The sequence below is a fragment of the Streptacidiphilus jeojiense genome, from assembly GCF_000719095.1.
Lineage (GTDB): Bacteria > Actinomycetota > Actinomycetes > Streptomycetales > Streptomycetaceae > Streptacidiphilus > Streptacidiphilus jeojiensis.
The window spans coordinates 71,696-93,941 of the sequence record NZ_JOEH01000034.1; the positions used below are offsets into that span (position 1 = coordinate 71,696).

The 22,246-nt window shown below is 72.7% G+C and carries 21 protein-coding genes; 9 read left to right on the forward strand and 12 right to left on the reverse strand.

The window, feature by feature from the left end:
- Window positions 1-428: 428 nt before the first annotated feature.
- From hutI to hutU, 4 genes are all read right to left on the reverse strand, one after another.
- Entirely contained in the window at window positions 429-1,604 is a 1,176-nt protein-coding gene (hutI, locus tag IF29_RS0135310) for an imidazolonepropionase (protein ID WP_030264217.1), read from the reverse strand.
- Between the two features lie 143 nt (window positions 1,605-1,747).
- The gene (locus IF29_RS0135315; RefSeq protein WP_030264219.1) at window positions 1,748-3,088 is read right to left on the reverse strand and encodes a formimidoylglutamate deiminase; all 1,341 of its coding nucleotides are present in this window, start codon (window positions 3,086-3,088) and stop codon (window positions 1,748-1,750) included.
- Window positions 3,076-4,269 carry an allantoate amidohydrolase gene (locus IF29_RS0135320; protein WP_030264224.1) on the reverse strand — a complete coding sequence of 398 codons (1,194 nt, stop codon included), beginning with the start codon at window positions 4,267-4,269 and terminating at the stop codon, window positions 3,076-3,078. The genes IF29_RS0135315 and IF29_RS0135320 overlap by 13 nt, the downstream gene beginning before the upstream one ends.
- Before the next feature lie 55 nt (window positions 4,270-4,324).
- Window positions 4,325-5,995 (reverse strand): urocanate hydratase, encoded by a 1,671-nt coding sequence (gene hutU, locus IF29_RS0135325; protein WP_030264235.1) that lies wholly within the window; start codon window positions 5,993-5,995, stop codon window positions 4,325-4,327.
- A 180-nt stretch (window positions 5,996-6,175) separates the two neighbouring features.
- Between hutU and IF29_RS0135330 the strand changes: the two genes are divergently transcribed.
- A complete protein-coding gene (locus IF29_RS0135330; RefSeq protein ID WP_051726449.1) occupies window positions 6,176-6,592 on the forward strand; it encodes a DUF6325 family protein in 417 nt (138 codons plus the stop codon).
- Between the two features lie 25 nt (window positions 6,593-6,617).
- Window positions 6,618-6,938 carry an SHOCT domain-containing protein gene (locus IF29_RS48135; protein ID WP_030264250.1) on the forward strand — a complete coding sequence of 107 codons (321 nt, stop codon included), beginning with the start codon at window positions 6,618-6,620 and terminating at the stop codon, window positions 6,936-6,938.
- Window positions 6,939-7,007: 69 nt separating this feature from the next.
- Here the strand turns inward: IF29_RS48135 and IF29_RS0135340 are convergent, their stop codons facing one another.
- The 3 genes from IF29_RS0135340 to IF29_RS0135350 all read right to left on the reverse strand — a co-directional run bounded on the left by IF29_RS0135340 (window position 7,008) and on the right by IF29_RS0135350 (window position 9,766).
- Window positions 7,008-7,577 (reverse strand): hypothetical protein, encoded by a 570-nt coding sequence (locus tag IF29_RS0135340; RefSeq protein WP_051726451.1) that lies wholly within the window; start codon window positions 7,575-7,577, stop codon window positions 7,008-7,010.
- Between the two features lie 119 nt (window positions 7,578-7,696).
- Entirely contained in the window at window positions 7,697-8,404 is a 708-nt protein-coding gene (locus IF29_RS0135345) for a VIT1/CCC1 transporter family protein (RefSeq protein WP_030264256.1), read from the reverse strand.
- Window positions 8,405-8,854: 450 nt separating this feature from the next.
- Window positions 8,855-9,766, reverse strand: a complete 912-nt coding sequence (locus tag IF29_RS0135350) for a MurR/RpiR family transcriptional regulator (protein ID WP_051726452.1) — start codon at window positions 9,764-9,766, stop codon at window positions 8,855-8,857.
- Window positions 9,767-9,973: 207 nt separating this feature from the next.
- Here IF29_RS0135350 and IF29_RS0135355 point away from each other — a divergent pair, with 207 nt between their 5' ends.
- Window positions 9,974-10,372, forward strand: a complete 399-nt coding sequence (locus IF29_RS0135355; RefSeq protein WP_030264261.1) for a hypothetical protein — start codon at window positions 9,974-9,976, stop codon at window positions 10,370-10,372.
- A 51-nt stretch (window positions 10,373-10,423) separates the two neighbouring features.
- On the opposite strand, the gene hutH is transcribed toward IF29_RS0135355, so the two are convergent.
- Window positions 10,424-11,992, reverse strand: coding sequence for a histidine ammonia-lyase (gene hutH, locus IF29_RS0135360; RefSeq protein WP_084715403.1), 1,569 nt, complete (start codon window positions 11,990-11,992; stop codon window positions 10,424-10,426).
- Between the two features lie 64 nt (window positions 11,993-12,056).
- On the opposite strand from hutH, the gene fdhD reads away from it, so the two are divergent.
- Window positions 12,057-12,881, forward strand: coding sequence for a formate dehydrogenase accessory sulfurtransferase FdhD (fdhD, locus tag IF29_RS0135365; RefSeq protein ID WP_030264267.1), 825 nt, complete (start codon window positions 12,057-12,059; stop codon window positions 12,879-12,881).
- A gap of 91 nt (window positions 12,882-12,972) precedes the next feature.
- On the opposite strand, the gene IF29_RS42680 is transcribed toward fdhD, so the two are convergent.
- The 3 genes from IF29_RS42680 to IF29_RS0135380 all read right to left on the reverse strand — a co-directional run bounded on the left by IF29_RS42680 (window position 12,973) and on the right by IF29_RS0135380 (window position 16,902).
- Window positions 12,973-14,682 (reverse strand): GGDEF domain-containing protein, encoded by a 1,710-nt coding sequence (locus tag IF29_RS42680; RefSeq protein WP_037597790.1) that lies wholly within the window; start codon window positions 14,680-14,682, stop codon window positions 12,973-12,975.
- Window positions 14,683-14,773: 91 nt separating this feature from the next.
- Window positions 14,774-15,952, reverse strand: a complete 1,179-nt coding sequence (locus IF29_RS0135375; RefSeq protein ID WP_030264273.1) for an adenylate/guanylate cyclase domain-containing protein — start codon at window positions 15,950-15,952, stop codon at window positions 14,774-14,776.
- Window positions 15,953-16,059: 107 nt separating this feature from the next.
- A complete protein-coding gene (locus IF29_RS0135380) occupies window positions 16,060-16,902 on the reverse strand; it encodes a biotin--[acetyl-CoA-carboxylase] ligase (protein ID WP_030264276.1) in 843 nt (280 codons plus the stop codon).
- Window positions 16,903-17,053: 151 nt separating this feature from the next.
- Here IF29_RS0135380 and IF29_RS0135385 point away from each other — a divergent pair, with 151 nt between their 5' ends.
- From IF29_RS0135385 to IF29_RS0135400, 4 genes are read left to right on the forward strand one after another with little or no spacing between them, the layout of a single operon-like run.
- Entirely contained in the window at window positions 17,054-18,649 is a 1,596-nt protein-coding gene (locus IF29_RS0135385; RefSeq protein WP_030264280.1) for an acyl-CoA carboxylase subunit beta, read from the forward strand.
- A 9-nt stretch (window positions 18,650-18,658) separates the two neighbouring features.
- Window positions 18,659-18,868: an acyl-CoA carboxylase subunit epsilon gene (locus IF29_RS0135390; RefSeq protein ID WP_030264283.1), complete on the forward strand. Its 210-nt coding sequence runs from the start codon at window positions 18,659-18,661 to the stop codon at window positions 18,866-18,868.
- A gap of 49 nt (window positions 18,869-18,917) precedes the next feature.
- Window positions 18,918-19,043 carry a morphogenic membrane protein MmpB gene (gene mmpB / locus IF29_RS48660; protein WP_269665077.1) on the forward strand — a complete coding sequence of 42 codons (126 nt, stop codon included), beginning with the start codon at window positions 18,918-18,920 and terminating at the stop codon, window positions 19,041-19,043.
- A 20-nt stretch (window positions 19,044-19,063) separates the two neighbouring features.
- Entirely contained in the window at window positions 19,064-19,657 is a 594-nt protein-coding gene (locus tag IF29_RS0135400; RefSeq protein ID WP_030264285.1) for a nucleoside triphosphate pyrophosphatase, read from the forward strand.
- On the opposite strand, the gene IF29_RS0135405 is transcribed toward IF29_RS0135400, so the two are convergent.
- The gene (locus IF29_RS0135405) at window positions 19,654-20,064 is read right to left on the reverse strand and encodes a hypothetical protein (protein ID WP_030264288.1); all 411 of its coding nucleotides are present in this window, start codon (window positions 20,062-20,064) and stop codon (window positions 19,654-19,656) included. The two genes, IF29_RS0135400 and IF29_RS0135405, sit on opposite strands and share 4 nt — an antisense overlap.
- 185 nt (window positions 20,065-20,249) lie before the next feature.
- On the opposite strand from IF29_RS0135405, the gene IF29_RS0135410 reads away from it, so the two are divergent.
- A complete protein-coding gene (locus IF29_RS0135410) occupies window positions 20,250-21,992 on the forward strand; it encodes an acetyl/propionyl/methylcrotonyl-CoA carboxylase subunit alpha (RefSeq protein WP_030264292.1) in 1,743 nt (580 codons plus the stop codon).
- The last annotated feature ends 254 nt before the right edge of the window (window positions 21,993-22,246 follow it).

Below are 22,246 nucleotides of genomic sequence, written 5' to 3' on the forward strand. Positions count from 1 at the left end.
GATCGTGGTGCCCCTTTCGGTGAAGGCTGCGGCTACCGCCACGCCCGCTGCGTGACAGCCGTCGGGACCACCGGAGCCGACCTGCCCGGGCAAGCTGCACCAGGACTATCCTTCGATCGGCGCTACGGTGCCGTGCGGGCCGGCCGCCCCCTGTCTCCCTTGCCGTTGACGGGGGCGGCCGGCCTCCTGCACATGTGCCGTTGTTGTGCTCACCGCCTTGACGGTGCCCATCATTGACGACCCGTCAGATTTAGAAGTCAAGGCATCCGCCCGGGCCCGTGCGACCATGTCCCCCGCCCTTCGCTCCCGCAACTCCCGTGCTGACGGTTCGTCAGATTCCAGCTGACGGTACGCCGAAAGGCGTGCGGGCGGAACCGCCATGCACGGATGTTCTCAGTGAGCAGTGGGAGGATCAGGCGGCGCGGGGATCAGGCGGCGCGTTCGCCGCCGCGCCACACGGCGGCCACCAGCGGCACGCCCGGGCGGTAGGCCAGATGGACGTGCGAGGGCGCGTCCAGCAGGGCGAGGTCGGCCCGGGCGCCGACCACCACCCGGCCGACGTCGGTGCGGCGCAGGGCGGCCGCGCCGCCGGCGGTGGCGGACCAGAGCGCCTCGTCCGGGGTCATGCCCATCTCCCGGACCGCGACGGCGATGCAGAAGGGCACCGAACTGGTGAAGCTGGAGCCCGGGTTGCAGTCGGTGGAGAGGGCCACCGTCGCCCCGGCGTCCAGCAGCCGGCGGGCGTCCGGGTAGGCGGCGCGGGTGGAGAACTCGGCACCGGGCAGCAGGGTCGCCACGGTGGTGCCCGAGGCGGCGGCGAGGGCGGCCACATCGGCGTCGGACAGATGCGTGCAGTGGTCGGCCGAGGCCGCACCCAGCTCCACGGCGAGCTGCACGCCCGGGCCCTCGGTCAGCTGGTTGGCGTGGATCCGCGGCACCAGTCCCCGCTTGGCCCCGGCCGTCAGCACGGCCCTGGCCTGGTCGCCGTCGAAGGCGCCGCGCTCGCAGAAGACGTCCACCCAGCGGGCGTACGGGGCGCAGGCGTCCAGCATCGGACCGGTGACCAGATCGACGTAGGCCGCCGGGTCGTCGGCGTAGTCCGGGGAGACCACGTGCGCGCCGAGGTAGGTGGTCTCGTCGGTGTGGCGCCCGGCGATACGGAGCGCACGGGCCTCGTCCTCGACGGTGAGGCCGTAGCCGGACTTGCACTCCAGCACGGTGGTCCCCTGCCGCAGGGCTTCTGCGAAGTAGCGGGCGACATTGGCGTCCAACGCGGCGTCGGAGGCGGCACGGGTGGCGGCGACGGTGGTACGGATGCCCCCGGCGGTGTACGCGGCACCGGACATCCGGGCGTTGAACTCGGCGGTGCGGTCGCCCGCGAACACCAGGTGCGAATGCGAGTCCACGAACCCGGGAATGACCGCGCGACCGCCGGCGTCGAACCCCTCGTCAGCAGCGGGCGCCGAAGCGGCGGGCCCGACCCACGCGATCCGGCCGTCGGCGACGACGACGGCGGCATCGCTCAGCAGGCCGAGAGGGCCACCGCCCAGTGACGGGTCGTTCGTCACCAGGCTGCCGATCCCCGAGATCACTGTGCTGCGCATACACACCTTCCCAAAGTTGCAAAACCTGAGGGGCGCGGGGAACTGCGCGACCAGCCCTCTACGAAGGTGCATGGTTGGCAGCGCAGTTCCCCGCGCCCCTTAGGTAGTAACGTGCTTGATCGCCATCGCGAGTACCGCTCCGACTAGGTGGTGACCTGCCTGATCGCCGTTGCGAGTGCTGATCCGACGTCGGGTACCGACTGGTGCACGCCGTCTCGGACTATCACCCGGCCGTCCACGACCACCTCGCGGACATCGGCCGCGCTCGCGGCGAAGACCGCCGTCTCCGCCCCCAGCCTCGGAGCCGGGCCGGCGGTACGGGGCGTGTCCAGGGCGACCGCGCAGAAGTCGGCGAGTGCCCCCCGCTCCAGCCGGCCCGCCTCGGGCCACCCCAGGGACGCATGGCCGTCCTCCGTCGCCGCGCGAAGCAGCGCCGCCGCCGTCCAGTGGCCGCGCCGCTGCGTGGCGAGGCGCTCGTTCAGCTCCAGCGCCCTCGCCTCCTCGAACGGGTCGATCACCGCATGGCTGTCGCTGCCCAGCGAGATCGGGCTTCCGCCCCGGGCGAGGCTCCGAGCCGGGCCGATGCCGTCCGCCAGGTCCCGCTCGGTGGTGGGGCACATGCAGACCACCGTCGAGGAGGAGCTCAGCAGTTTGACGTCGGCGTCGGTGAGATGGGTCGCGTGCACCGCCGAGGTGCGCGGGCCCAGTACCCCGTGCCGGGACAGCAGCTGAGTGGGCGTCACCCCGTGCGCCTGCTGGCAGGCGTCGTTCTCGGCGGTCTGCTCGGAGAGGTGGACGTGCAGCGGGGCCTGCCGCTCCCCCGCCCAGTCCGCCACGGTGGACAACTGCTCGGCCGGCACCGCCCGCACGGAGTGCACCGCGGCGCCGATCCGGGCGTGCGCGCGGGGCTTGAGGCTGCCGGCCCGCGCCGCCCAGGCGTCGGCGTCGCCGTCGCTGAAGCGCTGCTGGTGGCGGTTGGGCGGCTCGCCGAAGCCGGCCGAGAGGTAGCAGGTGTCGAGCAGGGTGATCCTGATCCCGGCCCGGGCGGCGGCCTCGATCAGCGCCTCGCCCATGGCATTGGGGTCGGTGTAGCGGGCGCCGCCGGGCGCATGGTGCAGGTAGTGGAACTCGCCGACGGCGGTGATCCCGGCCAGCGCCATCTCCGCGTAGACGGCCGTGGCCAGCTCCAGGTAGCTGTCCGGGGTGAGCGCGTCGGCGGTCCGGTACATGGTGTCGCGCCAGGTCCAGAAGGTGCCGCTGCCGACCTGGACGGTGCCGCGCAGCGCGCGGTGGAAGGCGTGCGAGTGGGCGTTGGCCATGCCGGGCAGGGTCAGCCCGGTCAGCACGGTCGCCCCCGCGGGGGCCGGGCCGCTGTCGGGGGTGACCGCGGTGATCCGGCCCTCCGAGACGGTGATCAGGACGTCCGACTCCACGACCGGGTCGATCCAGGCGTGCGGGGCCCAGAACTGGGTCACGGACGGCATGTGAGCTCCTCCAGGACGTCGGCGAGGGCCGCCGACCCTGCCAGGCAGTCGGCCTCGCCCGCGTACTCGCTCGGGGAGTGCGAGACACCGGTGGGGTTGCGGACGAACAGCATCGCGGTGGGGATGACGGCGGACAGGATGCCCGCGTCATGGCCCGCGCCGGTCGGCAGGACCGGGGTGCCGGCGCCGAGGCGCGCGGCGAGCCGGTCCCGCAGCGGCGCGTCGAAGTCGACAACCGGAGTGTAGGACTCGCGTACGACATCCGCCCGGACGCCGTCCCGTTCGGCCCGCTCGCGCGCCGCCGTCTCGATCTCCTGCACCAGTGCGCTCAGGGTGGCCTCGTCGGCCGCCCTGGAGTCCAGCCAGCCGCGCACCAGCGAGGCGATGGCGTTGGTGCCGTTGGGCTCCACGCTGACCTTGCCGAAGGTGGCCAGCGCCCCGTGCAGCCTGGCCTTCTTGCGGGCCGCGAGCACGGTGTTGGCGTAGGTCAGCATCGGGTCCCGGCGGTCCTCCAGCCGGGTGGTGCCCGCGTGGTTGGCCTCGCCGTGGAAGTCGAAGCGCCAGCGGCCGTGCGGCCAGATCGCCGAGGCGACGCCGACCGGGTGCGGCGTCCCGGCCAGGAAGCGGCCCTGCTCGACGTGGAGTTCGACATAGGCGGCGACCCGGGACAGCCGCTCGTCGTCCTTGCCCATCAGCGCCGGGTCCTGCCCGGCCGCCTCCATGGCGTCCGGCAGTCGCACCCCGCTCGCGTCCCGCAGCTCGTACGCCTGTTCCCGCGTCAGAACCCCTGCTGTCAACCGCGATCCGACGCAGGCGACGCCGAAGCGGGCGCCCTCCTCGTCCACGAAGTTAGTGACGGCCAGCGGGCGCACCGGCTGGAAGCCGCGCTCGCGCAGCGCGTCCAGCGCCGCGAACGAGGACACCACGCCCAGCGGCCCGTCGAAGGCGCCGCCGTCCGGGACGGAGTCCAGGTGCGAGCCGGTGACGATGGCGCCCTCACCCTGTGGGTCGCCGTACCAGGCCCACTGGTTGCCGTTGCGGTCGACCTCGTAGGCCAGTCCGCGGGCGGCGGCCTGTTCGGCGAACCAGGCCCGGCACTCGGCGTCGGCCGTGGTCCAGGCGTGCCGCCGGTAGCCGCCGGAGGCCTGGAAGCGGCCGACCGGGAGCAGCTCGGACCACATCCGGCGGTGGCTGTCGGCAGCGGACCCGAGCTGCTCCTCGACGGAAGTCACCTGATTACTCGCCCTCACGCATCGGGATGCGCACGCCGCGCTCGTCCGCGACCTCGACGGCGCGGTCGTAGCCGGCGTCGACGTGCCGGATGACGCCCATGCCGGGGTCGTTGGTGAGCACCCGGCGGATCTTCTCACCGGCCAGCTTGGTGCCGTCGGCGACGGTGACCTGCCCGGCGTGGATGGAGCGGCCGATGCCGACGCCGCCGCCGTGGTGGATGGAGACCCAGGACGCACCGGAGGCGACGTTGACCATGGCGTTGAGCAGCGGCCAGTCGGCGATGGCGTCCGAGCCGTCCAGCATCGCCTCGGTCTCCCGGTAGGGGGAGGCGACCGAGCCGCAGTCGAGGTGGTCGCGGCCGATGACCAGCGGGGCGGAGACGGTGCCGTCGGCGACCATCTCGTTGAAGCGCTCGCCGGCCTTGTCCCGCTCGCCGTAGCCGAGCCAGCAGATCCGCGCGGGCAGGCCCTGGAAGTGCACCCGCTCGCCGGCCATCTTCATCCAGCGGGCCAGCGACTCGTTCTCCGGGAAGAGGTCCAGCACGGCCTTGTCGGTGGCGGCGATGTCCTTGGGGTCGCCGGAGAGCGCGGCCCAGCGGAACGGGCCCTTGCCCTCGCAGAACAGCGGCCGGATGTAGGCGGGGACGAAGCCGGGGAAGTCGAACGCCCGGGTGTAGCCCGCAAGCTGGGCCTCGCCGCGGATGGAGTTGCCGTAGTCGAAGACCTCGGCGCCCTTGTCCTGGAAACCGACCATCGCCTCGACGTGCTTGGCCATCGCCTCGCGGGCGCGGGTGGTGAACTCGGCCGGCTTCTCGGCGGCGTAGTTCGCCATGTCGTGGAAGTCCACGCCGATGGGGAGGTAGGCGAGCGGGTCGTGGGCGCTGGTCTGGTCGGTGACGATGTCGATCGGCGCGTCCATCGCCAGCAGCTGCGGCACCAGCTCAGCCGCGTTGCCGAGCAGGCCGATGCTGAGCGGCTTGCGCTGGTCCCGGGCCTCGACCGCCAGCTCCAGCGCGTGCTTGAGGTTCTTGGCCTCGACGTCCAGGTAGCGGTGCTCGATCCGGCGGTCGATCCGGGTCTGGTCGCAGTCGATGCAGATGGCGACGCCGTCGTTCATGGTGACCGCCAGCGGCTGGGCGCCGCCCATGCCGCCGAGGCCGGCGGTGAGGGTGATGGTGCCGGCCAGGGTGCCGTTGAACTTCTTGGCGGCGACGGCGGCGAAGGTCTCGTAGGTGCCCTGGAGGATGCCCTGGGTGCCGATGTAGATCCACGAACCGGCGGTCATCTGCCCGTACATGGTGAGGCCGAGGTGCTCCAGGCGGCGGAACTCCTCCCAGTTGGCCCAGTCGCCGACCAGGTTGGAGTTGGCCAGCAGCACCCGCGGGGCCCACTCGTGGGTCTGCATCACACCGACCGGACGGCCCGACTGGACCAGCATGGTCTCGTCCTGCTTGAGCGTCTGCAGGGTGCGGACCATGGCGTCGAAGGAGCGCCAGTCGCGGGCGGCCTTGCCGGTGCCGCCGTAGACGACCAGCTTGTCGGGGTGCTCGGCCACCTCGGGGTCGAGGTTGTTCATGAGCATCCGCAGGGCGGCCTCCTGCTGCCATCCCTGCGTGCTGAGGGTGGTGCCGCGGGCTGCGCGCACGGGGCGCGGGCCGCTCTGGTGCTGCGTCATGACTTCCGGCCTCTCGAGAAGCGGTGGATACATCCATTCAGATTCTTCAGCTCTGAAGATAGCCAATCATACGGAGGGGCACCAGACCCAACTGGCCCCTTATATCCGCTTCAATATGTTTTGGACCATATGCTGACCCCGACTACCTCCGCACCGGCGGACAACCGAGAGGAGATGCCCGTGGGTCCCGTGGAGTTCCTGGTGCTCGCCTTCCCCGGCGAGACGATCGGCGCCGACGTCATCGCCCCGCTCACCGCCCTGCGCGACTCCGGCGGGGTACGGGTGATCGACACCATGGTGGTCACCAAGGCCGCGGACGGCACCGTCGCGTCGGCCGAACTGGTCGACCTCGAACACCTGCGGGGTCTGGTCGACCCGGCCGGGAACGAGGTCAACCTGATGGGCGAGGAGGACGCCGCGGAGGCGGCCGAACTGCTGCAGCCCGGGTCGAGCGCGCTGCTGGTGCTGGTCGAGCACCTCTGGGCGACCGCGGCCGCCGAGGCCTTCCGACGGGCGGGCGGGCATGTCGCCGCGTCCGTACGCATCCCGCCCGAGTTCGTCTCCGAGGCGCACCGGGCGCTCGCCACCGCACAGTAGGGAAACAGCCGTCATGTTCCGACCGATGCGACCCGTCGTCGTCCGCCGCCCGGTGGGCGCACCGCTGCTGCGCGGCGCGCTGATCGGCGGCGCCGCCTACGGCGTGGGCCGGCGCAACGCCCGCAACGCCCAGCAGGACGCGGCCCAGGACCAGGCCATCGCCGAACTCCAGGCGCAGCAGCAGACGGCCGCCCCCGCGGCCGCCCCCTACGTCCAGCAGCCCCCGGCGGGCGGCCAGGACATCGCCGCCAAGCTCTCCCAGCTGGGCGGGATGGTCCAGCAGGGCCTGCTCACCCCGGAGGAGTTCGCCGCGGCCAAGGCCCGGCTGCTGGGCACCGGCGGCTGAGCGCCGCCACCCCCTGACAGCTGTGCTCCCCCGTGTCTGCGCGAGGGAGCACAGCTCAACCCCGGTGACTCAGCCCCGGGTCCGGGCCGCGCCCTTGACCACGGGTCGGACCTGACCGGCGGCCGGTCCGGTGGTGGCGAACGCGCCGATCCGGCTGCGCCGGCCGAGCAGCCGGGCGTCCTCGGTGCGGGCCCAGACCAGGGTCTCGTTGGCCCGCTCCCAACGGGCGGTGAGGCGGGTCGCCAGGAACAGGCCGAAGCCGTAGCCGAAGACCGCCATCCCGGCGGCGGGGGCCGCGGCCAGGGCCGCGGCGCAGACCGCGATCATGCCGACGAGCAGCCACAGCGCATTGTCGCGGGCCAGCCGCCGGCGGGTCGCCTGCGGCGGCTCCAGGGTCACCGCGAACGCCGCCTTGTCGGCGGCGGCGATCCTGGCGCGGTACCAGCGGCTGCGCAGCAGCAGCCCGAGCAGGGCGGCCAGCACGCCCGCGGCCGCCCCGATCATGACGCCGTGCCGCCGCCCGGTGACGCTCGGGATGAGCAGGCCGGCCAGCATGCCGACGACGCCGATCCAGAGCAGCGTACGGGCGACCGTCGCGCGGATGACCACCACGCGAGCCAGTGCATAGGTTCCGCGCATACCTGTCCTCCCAACCGAGATGTCCTGGCGGGACGGTAGCGCGGACTTGTGAGACACGTATGAGAAACACCGCAGGCGACGGTGGGTTCTCAGTCAGTGGCTCCTCAGTCAGTAGGTCCTCAGGAGACGTGGGCCCCGACCAGCATCCCGGTCAGGAAGGTCATGCCGGTCGCCAGCGCGCCCAGGCCGAACTGGCGCAGCCCGCCCTTGAGCGGCGGCCGCCCGGTGAGCTGGGCGACCGCGGCGCCGCCGGCGAAGGAGGCCACCGCCGCCAGCAGCAGCGCCAGCACCAGCGCCGCCGGGGCGCCGAACAGGTAGGGCAGCAGCGGCAGCAGCGCGCCGACGGTGAAGGAGGCGAAGGAGGCGCCGGCCGCGGTCCAGGGCGAGGGCAGGTCGTCGGGGTCGATCCCCAGCTCCTCGCGGATGTGCACCTTCACGGCCTCCTTGGGGTCGACCGAGATCTGCTGAGCGACGGCCTCGGCCAGGTCGGGGGCGACGCCGCGCTTGACGTAGACCGCGGCCAGCTCGCGCTCCTCCCCCTCCGGGTTGCGCCAGTGCTGCAACTGCTCGACCACCACCTCGGCCTCGGTGAGCTCGTTCTGCGAGCAGACCGAGATGTACTCGCCGGTGGCCATCGAGAAGGCTCCGGCGATCAGACCGGCCAGCCCGGTCAGCACGATGGTGTGGTTGGCGGCGCCACCGCCGCCCACCCCGGCGATCAGCGACGCATTGGTCACCAGGCCGTCCATGGCGCCGAAGACCGCCGGGCGCAGCCAGCCGCCGCTCACGTCCCGGTGGACCAGCGGCCGGTGCCGGGCACCCAGCAGGCTCCGCGCCGCAGCGGCGCCCCGGCGGCCGCCGGAAGGGCCGGGGGACCGGTACTCCGGCGCCAGCACCACCGTGCGCTCCTCCGCGACCAGCGGCTCCTCCAGAACGAGGGGCTCCTCCAGGACCAGGGGCTCCTCCAGGACCAGGGACTCGTCCAGCACCAGCGGCTCCACCGGCACGGCGGGCCGTTCCCGGGCGGCGGGCCCGGCCGGGTAGGGCGTCGCCGCGACCGCACCGTCCCGTCCTGCCTGCGGTGGGGCGGGGTAGAGGTCCTGCCAGGTTTTCGCGGCCATGCCTGCACCTCCAGAGCGCACGGGGCAACCGTGGGGAAGGGACGAGCGTCAGCTGGAAACTACGCCCGCCCGCCGCCGCCGGGACGGGTTCGCATGGAATGGACCGGTTCCGCTCGATTCCAGTCACACCGGCACCACATCGACCGTCCGGCACTGTCAACCCACGAACAGGCCCCGGACCGCCGCCGCGTTCTCGAACTCCTCCAGCCGGCCGACCGATCCCGGCAGTTCGTCGCACATCGCCTGGAGCAGCACCCGCCCCAGCATCATCGGCGCGCAGGCCGTGTCGAAGATCAGGTTGGAGCCCACCGCCGCCGGGAGCATCAGGTCGGTCAGCCCGGACACCGGGGCGAAGGCACTGTCGGCGACGGTGATCACGGTCAGCCCGGACTGCTTGGCCGCCGTCAGCGCGTCCAGCAGCTCGCGCGGGTGGCGCGGCAGCGCGAAGCAGATCAGCGTGGTCGCCCCGGCCCTGGCCGCCTGCTCGATCCGGTCGAGCAGCATGCTGCCGCCCTCGTCGAGCAGCCGCACGTCCGGGTGCACCTTGGCGGCGAAGTAGGCGAAGCCGTGCGCCTGCGCGGAGCCGGCCCGCAGCCCGAGCACCAGCAGCGGACGGGAGGCGGCCAGCAGCTTCGCCGCCTCCAGCACCGGCTCGGGATCGGCCAGCACCGCCGCCAGGTGCTGCAGGTTGGCGATCTCCGAGAGCACCGCCTGCTGCTGCTCGTTGCGCACCACGTCCCGCTCGGTCTCCCGGCCGGCACCGGCCTCGCCGGGCTCGCCCAGGCCGAGCTCGCGCAGCTGCCTGCGCAGCGCCGGGTAGCCGTCGAAGCCGAGGGCCACCGCGAAGCGGGTCACCGAGGGCTGGCTCACCCCGGCCAGCTCGGCCACCTCGACGCTGGACAGGAACGGCGCCTCGGCGGCGTTGCGCACCAGACAGTGGGCGATCCTGCGCTGAGTGGGCGTCAACCGGTGACCGTCGAACAGGCGCAGCAGCCTGCCGGACGGACCGGTTGCGGCGGCCTCGCCCGGGGCGGCGGGAGGCGTCCTGTGCGTCGCAGCCTTGCTCATCGCATCTCCTCTCCCCCTGGCCGCCGGGTGGGGCGGGCAGCGGGGGCATTCACTGTCCGTTGACTCTGCATGACTCCATGCAGGGTCGGCAAGTGCCGTCTTGCCCGCCGGACACCGTCAGGGCGTCCCTGATTTGTCCCTGAGACGACCCCGAGATCGGTGCCGCCCGGGGGTGCCGGACCCGTCCGGGTCCCTACGCTCACAGCTATGAACCCAGTCGAGAGCGAGACCAAGAAGGACCTGCGGGCCGCGGCCCACACCCTGCGGGAGCTCGGCCCCGATTACGAGTCCGAGGTCATCGACGGCTTCCTGCACCGCCTGGACGAGCGGCTGGAGGCCCAGATCGCGGTCCGGGTCCGCCGCGAGCTGGAGGCCAACCCGGAGGTGCGCCGTCCGGCCCGGAAGGAGCGCGTCGACCACCCCAACGCCTTCCAGTACGCCTCGCTGGTGCTGGCGGTGCCGCTGTCGGCGATCGGCGCCGGTGTGTCCCACCTGCCCGGGCTGCTGGTCGCCTGGGCCGGGATCGTCGGCCTCAATTTCGTCCAGCTGCGCAGCAGGCGCCACGCCGACGGCCGCCGGACCCGCCGCGACGAGTGGGACGACTGAGTCCCGTGCCCGTCGCGGCGCGGCCCGACGCCCCGTCAGACCGACGCTCCGTCAGACCAGCGCTCCGGTGACCGACTCCACGGCGGCGACCAGGCCGCCGCCGGCGACGAACGCCTCGGCCGCCTCCAGGTCGGGGGCGAGGAAGCGGTCCGTACCCGGACCGACCACACCCGCCGCGCGGGCACCGGCCAGCGCCGCGGCCGTGGCCGGGGCGAGCGGGCCGTTGCCCGCGTTCAGCCGGATCTCCAGGGCGCGGGCCGAGGCGGTCAGCTCGACGGCCAGGATCCGGGCCAGGTTGTCCACCGCCTGGCGCAGCTTGCGCGCGGCGGACCAGCCCATGGAGACGTGGTCCTCCTGCATCGCCGAGGAGGGGATGGAGTCCACCGAGGCCGGGACGGCGAGCCGCTTGTTCTCGCTGACCAGGGCGGCCTGGGTGTACTGAGCGATCATCAGGCCGGAGTCCAGGCCCGGGTCGTCGGCCAGGAAGGCCGGCAGGCCGTGCGAGCGGCTCTTGTCGAGCAGCCGGTCGGTGCGGCGCTCGGCGATCGAGCCCAGGTCCGCGGCGGCGATGGCGAGGAAGTCCAGCACGTAGGCCACCGGCGCGCCGTGGAAGTTGCCGTTGGACTCGACCCGGCCGTCGGGCAGCACCACCGGGTTGTCGACGGCGGCGGCCAGCTCCCGGTCGGCGACCAGCATGGCGTGGGACAGGGTGTCCCGGCCGGCGCCGGCGACCTGGGGGGCGCAGCGGATGGAGTAGGCGTCCTGGACCCGGGGCGCGTCGTCCTGGTGGTGGCCGGTGAGGCCGGAGCCCTCCAGCACCTTGAGCATGTTGGCGGCGCTGGCGGCCTGGCCGGGGTGCGGGCGGATGGCGTGCAGCTCCGGCTGGAGCACCTTCTCGGTGCCGAGCAGGGCCTCCAGCGACATCGCGGCGGTGATGTCGGCGGTGGTGAACAGCCGGCCCAGGTCGGCGATGGCCATCACCAGCATGCCGAGCATGCCGTCGGTGCCGTTGATGAGGGCCAGGCCCTCCTTCTCGGCCAGCTCGATCGGGGTGATCCCGGCCTCGGTCAGCAGCTCGCCGGCCGGGCGGACCTCGCCGTCGGCGCCGTAGGCCAGACCCTCACCCATCAGCGTCAGCGCGCAGTGCGAGAGCGGTGCCAGGTCACCCGAACAGCCGAGCGAGCCGTACTCGCGGACCACCGGGGTGATGTCGGCGTTGAGGATCGCCGCCATGGTCTCGGCGACCACCGGGCGGACCCCGGTGCGGCCCGAGGCCAGCGTCTTCAGCCGCAGGAACATCAGCGCACGGGTGACCTCCCGCTCGACCTGCGGCCCCATCCCGGCCGCGTGCGAGCGCACCAGCGAGCGCTGCAGCTGCGCGCGCAGCGGCCGCTCGATGTGGCGCACGGCCAGCGCGCCGAAGCCGGTGGAGACCCCGTAGACCGGGCGCGGCTCGGCGGCCAGCGCGTCGATCCGGGCGCGCGAACCGGCCATCTCGGCGAGCGCGTCGGCCGAGAGCTCGATCCGGGCGTTGCCGCGAGCGACGGCGATGACATCCGCCGGGGCGACATCAGACTTGCCGACGACGACCACGTCGTCCACCACGTTGTGCATATCCATATGCGGAATCAGATCAGGTGAATGGCGATATGACAACTAGGCCAGGCCAGATACCGTGTCCGGTATGGGACGGACCACCGAACGGCGCCGGGTGCTGCGGCTGCGGGAGCAGCAGGGCAGCTACCGCCCGGACGCGCTGGCAGCGGAGGAACCGCTGGAGATCAGGATCAACGGCGAGGCGCTCACGGTCACCATGCGCACCCCCGGCCACGACTTCGACCTGGTCGCCGGATTCCTGGTGGGCGAGGGCCTGGCGGCCTCCTCGGAGGACCTCACCGCGCTGCGGTACTGCGCCGGGACCGACGCCGACGGGCTGCAGACCTACAACGTGATCGACGCCTCGCTGCGGGACGGGGCGGCCGTGCCGGCCTCGGCCCACCGCAATCTGCTGACCTCCAGCGCGTGCGGGCTGTGCGGGCGGGAGAGCGTCGACGCGATCCGCATGCGCGTGCCGCACGACCTGGCGGCCGACGGGCTCCGGGTCTCGCCGGACACCCTCTACGGGCTGCCGGACGCGCTGCGCGCGGCACAGAAGGTCTTCGACTCCACCGGGGGGCTGCACGCGGCGGGGCTCTTCACCGCCGACGGGGAGCTGCTGTGCCTGCGCGAGGACGTGGGGCGGCACAACGCCGTCGACAAGGTGGTGGGCTGGGCCCTCCGGGAGGGGGCGCTGCCGCTGACGGGCCATCTGCTGATGGTCAGTGGACGGGCCTCCTTCGAGCTCACCCAGAAGGCGGCTATGGCCGGGATACCGCTGCTCGCGGCCGTCTCCGCGCCGTCCTCACTGGCGGTGGACCTGGCCTCGGAGCTGGGACTCACCCTGGTTGGCTTCCTGCGGGGACGCAGCGCGAACGTCTATGCGGGAGCCCAGCGGGTGGCACTGGCGTGAGCCCGGGTGCACGCCGGTGCATGGTTGTTCGCGCAGTTCCCCGCGCCCCTTAGCAAGTGCAACTGAGCCAGTTGCAGACCAGCCCGCACCTTCACGGCGGCGACGCGGGGCCGGAGAGAGCGATGGCGATGAGCGCTCGCAGGGAGGGGCCCAGGGCTGCGTAGGACAGGGTGGACTCGTCGGCGAAGAGTTCGACCAGCCAGCCTCCCGCGGCGTTACTGCCGCCCGCGGCCAGCACCGCGCGGTACCCGCCGACCAGCAGCACCGCCTCCTCCGCCGGGTCGTTGCCGGGGACCCCGGCCCGCATGGTGAAGGCCCGCCCCCGCACCGCCTCCGCGGTGAGCGGGTAGGAACGCAGGTCGAAGACCGCGTCCGGGGCCTCGTTGACGGCCCGCTGCACCTGCGCCCGGACGTTGCCGGGCCCACGGGTCATCCTGCGGACCCCGTAGTGCGAGGTGCGCATCTGCAGCGACCCGGGCGGGACGTAGGAGATCCACCAGGACACCGCGTCCAGCATCCTGGCGGTGGTCTCGGCGACCACCTCCAGCCGGCCCAGGGTGTCCCTGCGCCGGGCCTCGTCGATCGCCGCGGTCACCGCGGCGATCAGCACCCCGGGGTCCGCGCTGTGCCGCGCCCCGCGGAACCGCCGCCGCTCGCCCCGCCGTCCGGGCGGCCGCGGCCCCTCCCCGTTCTCGGCCAACTGCACCGTCGGGTCCGGCAGCTCGCCGCGCCCGGCGACCACCGGGCGGGACGCCTGCCCCGCCTTGGCCCGGTACTGCGCGGCGTCGGCCAGCCGGAACAGCCGGTCGGCGGTGGTGACCGGGCCGATCGGGTCACCGGTCGAGGCGACCCCGCAGGCCACGCCGTCGCCCTGATCGAGCGTCAGCGCCTGCGCGCACAGCTCCTCGGCGACCCGGACCACCTCGTCGGCCGGCGCGCCCTCGGCGACCAGGCAGAACTCGTCGCCGCCGAGCCTCCCGGCGACGCTGCCGGGCAGCATCGCCCCGCACAGCGACAGCTGGTTGGCGAACCGCTCCAGCAACCGGTCGCCGACCTCGTGGCCCAGCTCGTCGTTGACCCGCTTCAGACCGTTGACGTCGCAGACCACCAGGGAGACCACGGTGCCGTGCTCCCGGTGCTCGCTGAGGGCCGCGTCCAGCCGGGCGTCCACGGCCCGGCGGTTGGCCAGCCCGGTCAGCGGATCGGTGAAGGCGAGCCTGCGCACCTCCTCCAGTTCCTCGCTCTGGGCCAGCCCGGCCGAGGTCTGCGCGGCCAGCACCGTGGCGAACTCGGCGTCGTCCTGGGTGAAGACCGGGTCGCCGACGCCGCGGGCCAGGTAGAGCTCGCCCCAGGCCCGGCCGCGCAGCACGATCGGCGCGACCAGGCAGCAGCCGCGACCGCGCCGCCGCAGCGACGCCGCGCGCTCCCGGCAGGCGGGTCCGTTGGCGTCGGCGCCGCCGCCGTCCGCTGTCTGCACCCAGGCCCGCGGCAGGCCGTCCACGGTCCACGGGGCGCCCAGGCCGCGCTGCTCCAGGAACAGCGCGATCTCCGGGTAGTCGGCGACGGCGTAGGACTCGTCCTCCGGCAGCTCCTCCTCGCCGGGGGCCAGCAGACCGTCGTTGACCAGCACCCGGAGCCGTCCGGTCTCCCGCTCCCAGACCGAGATCGCGGCGAAGTCGGCGCCCAGCGCCTCCCGCGAGCGCAGTGCCGCGGCCTGCACCGCCTCGATCCGCGTCTGTGCACCGGACATCGCCTGGGCCAGACCCACCACGGCCCGCAACCGCACATCCGCGCCGTGCACGCTGATCCTCCTGGCTCAGGACGGGCCAGGTCCGTGGCCGTGAAGACCACTTTAGGTACAGAGCGGACATATCGCCCCGAATGACGTACGGTCAGCCCGGTCCCGGACGCCGGGTCAGCTGCCACGGCTCCACCAGGCCCAGCCCGCGCACCGGCCGCCGCCACATCGGCTGCAGCGCGAACCGGTAGGACGGTTCGGCCCCGGCAGGCCCGTCCTCGTCCGGCACCGGTTCGACCGGTGCCCGGTCCCCCGCCGAGATCCCCACCGAGGCGACCGCCGACAGGGCGTCAGCCGCCCCGGGCGGCACGCCCGGGTAGCTGCCTGCGGCCGGCGGCACCGCGCCCTCGCGCTCCAGCGCCGCCGCCATCTCCCCGTCCACCAGCACCGCGTCCTTGGGTGCGATGGAGGTGAGCCGGCTGGCCAGGTTCACCGTGGTGCCGAAGACATCGCCCATCCGGGTGGTGACCGTGCCGAAGGCCATGCCGACCCGCAGCGCCGGCATCGAGTCGTCCTTGCCCAGGGTCTCCACCAGCGCCAGGCCGATCTCGGCGGCGGTCCCGGCGTCCTCGGAGACGTAGAGGATCTCGTCCCCCAGGGTCTTCACCAGCCGGCCGCCGCGTCCGGCGACGATGTCCGCGCAGCTGATCTCGAAGTTCTCGACCAGCTCGCCGAGTTCCTCCTCCTCCAGCCGGCGCGACAGCCGGGTGAAGCCGACCAGGTCGGCGAAGCCCACCGCGAGCCTGCCGCTCTGCATGTCCTCGTCCTCGGCGGCCTGCACCACCCGGCCGGTGACCGCCGCGAGCTGCCGCCGCCAGACGTAGACCAGGAACTGCTCCAGCTCCGGCAGCAGCAGCTCCACCAGCGGGTAGGCGACCTCGGCCCGGGTCAGCCCGGGCTCGGCGCCGGTGGTCAGATGCTCCAGGAAGGTGTCGATCTGCCACTCGGCCAGCCTGGCCGTGGTCTGCCCGGTGGACCTGGCCACCTGGATCGCCATCGGCTCGCTCAGCAGCCCGGCCTCGACCAGCCCGGCGAGCCGCCGCAGCGCGATCACGTCGGCGTCGGTCAGCGCCCGCGACTGGCCGATGTCCGCGAAGCCCATCGCCCGCCAGAACCGGGAGGCCAGCTCCATCGGGACGCCCGCCGCCCGGGCCGCCTGGAACGGCGTGTACTGGCGCTCGGAGTCCAGGATCAGCCGCTCCAACTGCAGCGGCACGGAGTCCTCGGAGCCGGTCGGCGCGGACTCCGCGCCGTCCTCGGCCGAGCCCGCCATCCGGTCCTCGTCGCCCACCTTCTCCACCCTCGCCGCGTCCTGCCCTGTGGCCTTGCTCACACCACCGCCCGCACGAATCCTCGCACGGATTCACCCGATCCGGGCCATCACGCCTGCTGGGGACGGACATGAAGGACATCCCCGGCGCCCACCGCGCGCTCCTCGCCCGCACCGTCGCGCACCACCAGCCGGCCGTCGCCGTCCACCGCCACCGCCTCGCCGAGCAGCTCCCGGCCGCCGGGCAGCTCCACCCGCACCGAACGGCCCAGCGTGGCGCACTGCGCCGCGTACGCCGCCCGCAGCCCGCTGGCCTCCGGATCGCCGGCCGCCCCGGCCCAGTCCGCGTACAGCTCGTCGAAGGTCCGCAGCAGCGCCCGCAGCAGCGTCTCCCGGTCCGTCACCGCCGCGCCGGCGAGCGCCAGCGAGCCCGCGGCCGGCACCGGCAGCTCCTCCTCGCGCAGGCTGACATTGAGTCCGATGCCCACCACCACGGCGTCCCCAGCCAGCTCGGCCAGGATCCCGCCGAGCTTGCGCTCCTCGCCGCCGACGTCGACCAGCAGGTCGTTGGGCCACTTCAGCCGCACCTCGACCCCGGCCACCTGGCTCAGCGCGGACGCCGCCGACACGCCGACCAGCAGCGGCAGCCAACCCCAGCGCGGCTTCGGCACCCCGTCCGGACGCAGCAGCATGGACAGGAAGATCCCCGACCGGGCCGGCGCGCTCCAGCGGCGCTCCAACCGCCCGCGCCCCGCCGTCTGCTCCTCGGCGACCAGCACCGCGCCCGCCGCGGCGCCCCGGGCCGCCTCCGCCGCCAGGTCGCTGTTGGTCGAACCGGTCTGCGGCACCACCCGCAGCGAGGTCCACAGCCCGCCGGGCCGCAGCACGGCCCGCTCCAGCGCGGCGCCGCGCAACGGCGGCCGGTCCAGGTCACTCCACTGCGAAGAACTCATGCTCCGCAGCCTATGACGCCGGTCACTCTGCATATCCGCCACGCGCCCGTCATGGCTACGCTACGACACGGAAACCTCACCCGTTGGTGCCGCCGGGATCCCCCCAGGGGACCTGGACTGCACTACCCCCTCCTGACGGGAGTCGCGCCGGATGTCCCAAGCCGAAATCGCCAACGAGGGCGCGGCCAGCCACACCACCGCCGGCAAGATCGCAGACCTGCGGCGCCGGCTGGACGAGGCCACGCACTCCGGCTCCGCCCGTGCCATCGAGAAGCAGCACGCCAAGGGCAAGCTGACGGCCCGTGAGCGCGTCGCCATGCTGCTCGACGAGGGCTCCTTCGTGGAGTTCGACGAGTTCGCCCGGCACCGCTCCACCAACTTCGGCCAGGAGAAGACCCGCCCCTACGGCGACGGCGTGGTCACCGGCTACGGCACCGTCGACGGCCGCCAGGTCGCGGTCTTCGCCCAGGACTTCACCGTCTTCGGCGGCTCCCTCGGCGAGGTCTTCGGCGAGAAGATCGTCAAGGTGATGGACTTCGCCCTGAAGACCGGCTGCCCGATGATCGGCATCAACGACTCCGGCGGCGCCAGGATCCAGGAGGGCGTGACCTCGCTCGGCCTCTACGGCGAGATCTTCCGCCGCAACGTCCTCGCCTCCGGGGTGATCCCGCAGATCTCGCTGATCATGGGCCCCTGCGCCGGCGGCGCGGTCTACTCCCCCGCCATCACCGACTTCGTCGTGATGGCCGACCAGACCTCGCACATGTTCATCACCGGCCCCGACGTCATCAAGACGGTCACCGGCGAGGACGTCGGCATGGAGGAGCTGGGCGGCGCCCGCACCCACAACTCCAAGTCCGGCAACGCCCACCACCTGGCCGCCGACGAGAAGGAAGCCGTCGACTACGTCAAGGCGCTGCTCTCCTACCTCCCCTCCAACAACCTGGAGGAGGCCCCGGCCTTCCCCGAGGAGGCGGACCTGACGGTCACCGCACTCGACCTGGAACTGGACGCCATCGTCCCGGACTCGGCCAACCAGCCCTACGACATGCACAAGGTCATCGGGCACATCCTGGACGACGGCGAGTTCCTGGAGACCCAGGAGCTGTTCGCACCCAACATGATCACCGGCTTCGGCCGGGTCGAGGGCCACGCCGTCGGCATCGTCGGCAACCAGCCGATGCAGTTCGCCGGCTGCCTGGACATCGACGCCTCCGAGAAGGCCGCCCGCTTCGTCCGCACCTGCGACGCCTTCAACATCCCGGTGCTCACCTTCGTGGACGTCCCCGGCTTCCTGCCCGGCACCGGCCAGGAGTGGAACGGCATCATCCGCCGCGGCGCCAAGCTGATCTACGCCTACGCCGAGGCCACCGTCCCGCTGATCACCGTGATCACCCGCAAGGCCTTCGGCGGCGCCTACGACGTGATGGGCTCCAAGCACCTGGGCGCGGACCTCAACCTCGCCTGGCCGACCGCCCAGATCGCGGTAATGGGCGCCCAGGGCGCCGTCAACATCCTGCACCGGGCCGACCTCGCCGCGTCCCCGGATCCCGACGCCCGCCGGGTCGAACTCATCGAGGCCTACGAGGACACCCTGCTCAACCCGTACGTCGCGGCCGAGCGCGGCTACGTCGACGCGGTGGTCATGCCCTCGGAGACCCGCCAGCACATCGTCAAGGGCCTGCGGGCGCTGCGCAACAAGCGCGAGACGCTGCCCCCCAAGAAGCACGGCAACATCCCCCTCTAGGAGGCAGCCATGGCACCGATCAAGGTCCTGCACGGAGACCCCAGCCCCGAGGAGCTAGCCGCCGTCCTGGCCGTGGTCTCGGCCCGGGCGGCGGCCAACGCCGCCCGGACCCCCGACCGCGCCCCGGCCTCCCAGTGGGCCGACCGCGCCCGCAACCTGCACGCCCCGGCCCACCCGGGCCCCACCACCTGGCGCACCTCCTCCTGGGCCCAAAGTTGAGTACCCGTACTCAGGCGCAAGCCAGGACCAGAGCTGCACCCTGGAAGGCATGCTCTGGTCCGACCCCGTAGACGAGACCGCCGAGGAGAAGCGACGTGCCAACGCACTGCTCCGCCGCGTCGGTCTGCTCATCGCCGCCTTCGCGATCCTGTTACTGGTCATCGTGATGGTCTGACCGGTGTCTAGGCTGAGCCCATGACCCTGCCACTCGTGCTCGCCTCCGCCTCCCCCGCCCGCCTGGGCCTGCTCCGTCAGGCCGGGTTGGACCCGCAAGTGATCGTCAGCGGCGTCGACGAGGACGCACTCTCCGCCCCCACCCCCGCGGAGCTCGCACTGGTCCTCGCCGAGGCCAAGGCGACCGCCGTCGCCGCAGGACTGACCGCCCCCGCCCTGGTCGTCGGCTGCGACTCGGTCCTGGAACTGGACGGCCAGGCCTTCGGCAAGCCCGCCGACGCCGCCGAGGCGCTGGCCCGCTGGCAGTCCATGCGCGGCCGCAGCGGGGTCCTCCAGACCGGGCACTGCGTCATCGACACCGCCAGCGGCAACCGCGCCTCCGCCACCGCCTCCACCACGGTCCGCTTCGGCAACCCCACCGACGCCGAGATCGACGCCTACATCGCCACCGGCGAACCCCTCCACGTCGCCGGCGCCTTCACCCTCGACGGCCGCTCGGCCCCCTTCGTCGACAGCGTCGACGGCAGCCACGGCAACGTCATCGGGCTCTCCCTCCCGCTGCTGCGCGAACTGCTGGGAAAGCTCGGAGTACGGATCACCGACCTCTGGGTCTAGGCAGCCCCTGGCGGTGCGTCAGTCACGGTCGGAGTCAGCAGCACAAAAACCATCACCCCGACCATCACCAGCATCGCCAGAAAGGCCACCACCCCGCTCAGCGCCAACAGGGCGGCGGCCAACACCCCGTGCAGCACCGCACAGACAATCAGCAGAATCCTTGTGGGCCGCCCCATGGCACCACCGCGCCAGGCCGTGCGCGCCAGCAGCACCGCGACGACAATCAGGAATGCCGCAAGCAGCCCCATTCCGACCCAGGCGCCATTCGCCATGGCGTCCGTCGAAAGCCCACCCAGGGACATGTTCTGATGGCGCACGGCCAGCCCCAGAAGCAGCCCCACACCAGCGAAGAACAGGGCTTCGAGCACAAGCAGGAACACCGCCACCGCTGCCGTCCAGGTCCTCATGACGGCACCTTACTGACGGGTAGACACGTCCGGAAGAGGTACGCCGAAACGGCCCCTCACGACACCCGGGCGTACGGTGTACGGAGACAATCACCCTCCGTGTGGGCAAGCTCACCCCGGGGCCGGGCTCACCAACACGCCCTGGTAGTCCATAAACTCATCCACGGTTCAAGAAGGGAGCCATTGTGCGCAAGGTGCTCATCGCCAACCGCGGAGAAATCGCAGTCCGCGTCGCCCGGGCCTGTCGTGACGCGGGTATCACCGCCGTCGCCGTTTACGCCGAGCCGGACCGGGACGCGCTGCACGTCCGCGCGGCCGACGAGGCCTTCGCCCTCGGAGGTGACACCCCGGCGACCAGCTACCTGGACATCGCCAAGGTCCTCAAAGCCGCCGCCGACTCCGGCGCCGACGCGATCCACCCCGGCTACGGCTTCCTGTCCGAGAACGCGGAGTTCGCCCAGGCCGTCATCGACGCCGGGCTGACCTGGATCGGCCCCCCGCCGCAGGCCATCCGCGACCTGGGCGACAAGGTGGCGGCCCGCCACATCGCCCAGCGCGCCGGCGCCCCGCTGGTCGCAGGCACCCCCGACCCGGTCTCCGGCCCCGACGAAGTGGTCGCCTTCGCCCGCGAGCACGGCCTGCCCATCGCCATCAAGGCAGCCTTCGGCGGCGGCGGCCGCGGCCTCAAGGTCGCCCGCACCCTCGAAGAGGTCCCCGAGCTCTACGACTCGGCGGTCCGCGAGGCCGTAGCCGCCTTCGGCCGGGGCGAGTGCTTCGTCGAGCGCTACCTCGACCAGCCGCGCCACGTCGAGACCCAGTGCCTGGCCGACAACCACGGCAACGTCGTGGTCGTCTCCACCCGCGACTGCTCGCTCCAGCGCCGCCACCAGAAGCTGGTCGAGGAGGCCCCCGCGCCCTTCCTCACCGACGCCCAGAACGCCCAGCTCTACAGCGCCTCCAAGGCCATCCTCAAGGAGGCCGGCTACGTCGGCGCCGGCACCTGCGAGTTCCTGGTCGCCAACGACGGCACGATCAGCTTCCTGGAGGTCAACACCCGCCTCCAGGTGGAGCACCCGGTCACCGAAGAGGTCACCGGCATCGACCTGGTCCGCGAGCAGTTCCGCATCGCCGACAACGAGGAACTCGGCTACGACGACCCGCCCGCCCGCGGCCACTCCTTCGAGTTCCGCATCAACGGCGAGGACCCGGGCCGCGGCTTCCTCCCCGCCCCCGGCACCGTCACCGTGTTCCAGCCCCCCACCGGCCCCGGCGTCCGCCTGGACTCCGGTGTGGAGACCGGCAGCGTGATCGGCCCGGCCTGGGACTCCCTGCTGGCCAAGCTGATCGTCACCGGCGCCACCCGCACCCAGGCCCTGCAGCGCGCCGCCCGCGCGCTCGCCGAGTTCAACGTCGAGGGCATGGCCACCGCCATCCCGTTCCACCGCGCCGTAGTCGTCGACCCGGCCTTCACCAGCGAACCCTTCAGCATCTACACCCGCTGGATCGAGACCGACTTCGTCAACACCATCCCGCCCTTCGCCGGCGGCGCGGCCGACGACGACGAGCCGGACACCCGCGAGACCGTCGTGGTCGAGGTCGGCGGCAAGCGCATCGAGGTCTCCCTCCCGGCGAACCTCGCCGCGACCTCGGCCAAGCCCGCCGCCAAGTCCAAGCGCCGCGCCACCGCCTCCAAGGCCGGCTCGGCCGCCTCCGGCGACACCCTGGCCTCCCCGATGCAGGGCACCATCGTCAAGATCAACGTCGAAGAGGGCCAGACCGTCAACGAGGGCGACCTGATCGTCGTCCTCGAAGCGATGAAGATGGAACAACCCCTCAACGCCCACAAGGCCGGCACGATCGTCGGCCTCTCAGCAGCCATCGGCGCGACGGTCACCAGCGGAGCAGCGATCTGCGAGATCAAGGACTGAGGAGCCCCCCACAGCGGGGGTACGGCTCGGTCGAAGGAGTGACGGCCCGTCGTGGCTTGTCGCGCAGTTCCCCGCGCCCCTGAAAAGCAAGAGAGACGGCGTCGCCTGTCTTTTCCCCCTCCCCGCACGGGAGGGGGTGGGACGGGGCGGGGTGGTCGCGGCAGGGGCCGTCAAAGCGAAGAACGGGTCATCGACGTCAACGCCGCGGACACGCTTACAGACCCGTTCTGCAGCAGGCCCCAGAGCGACCACCC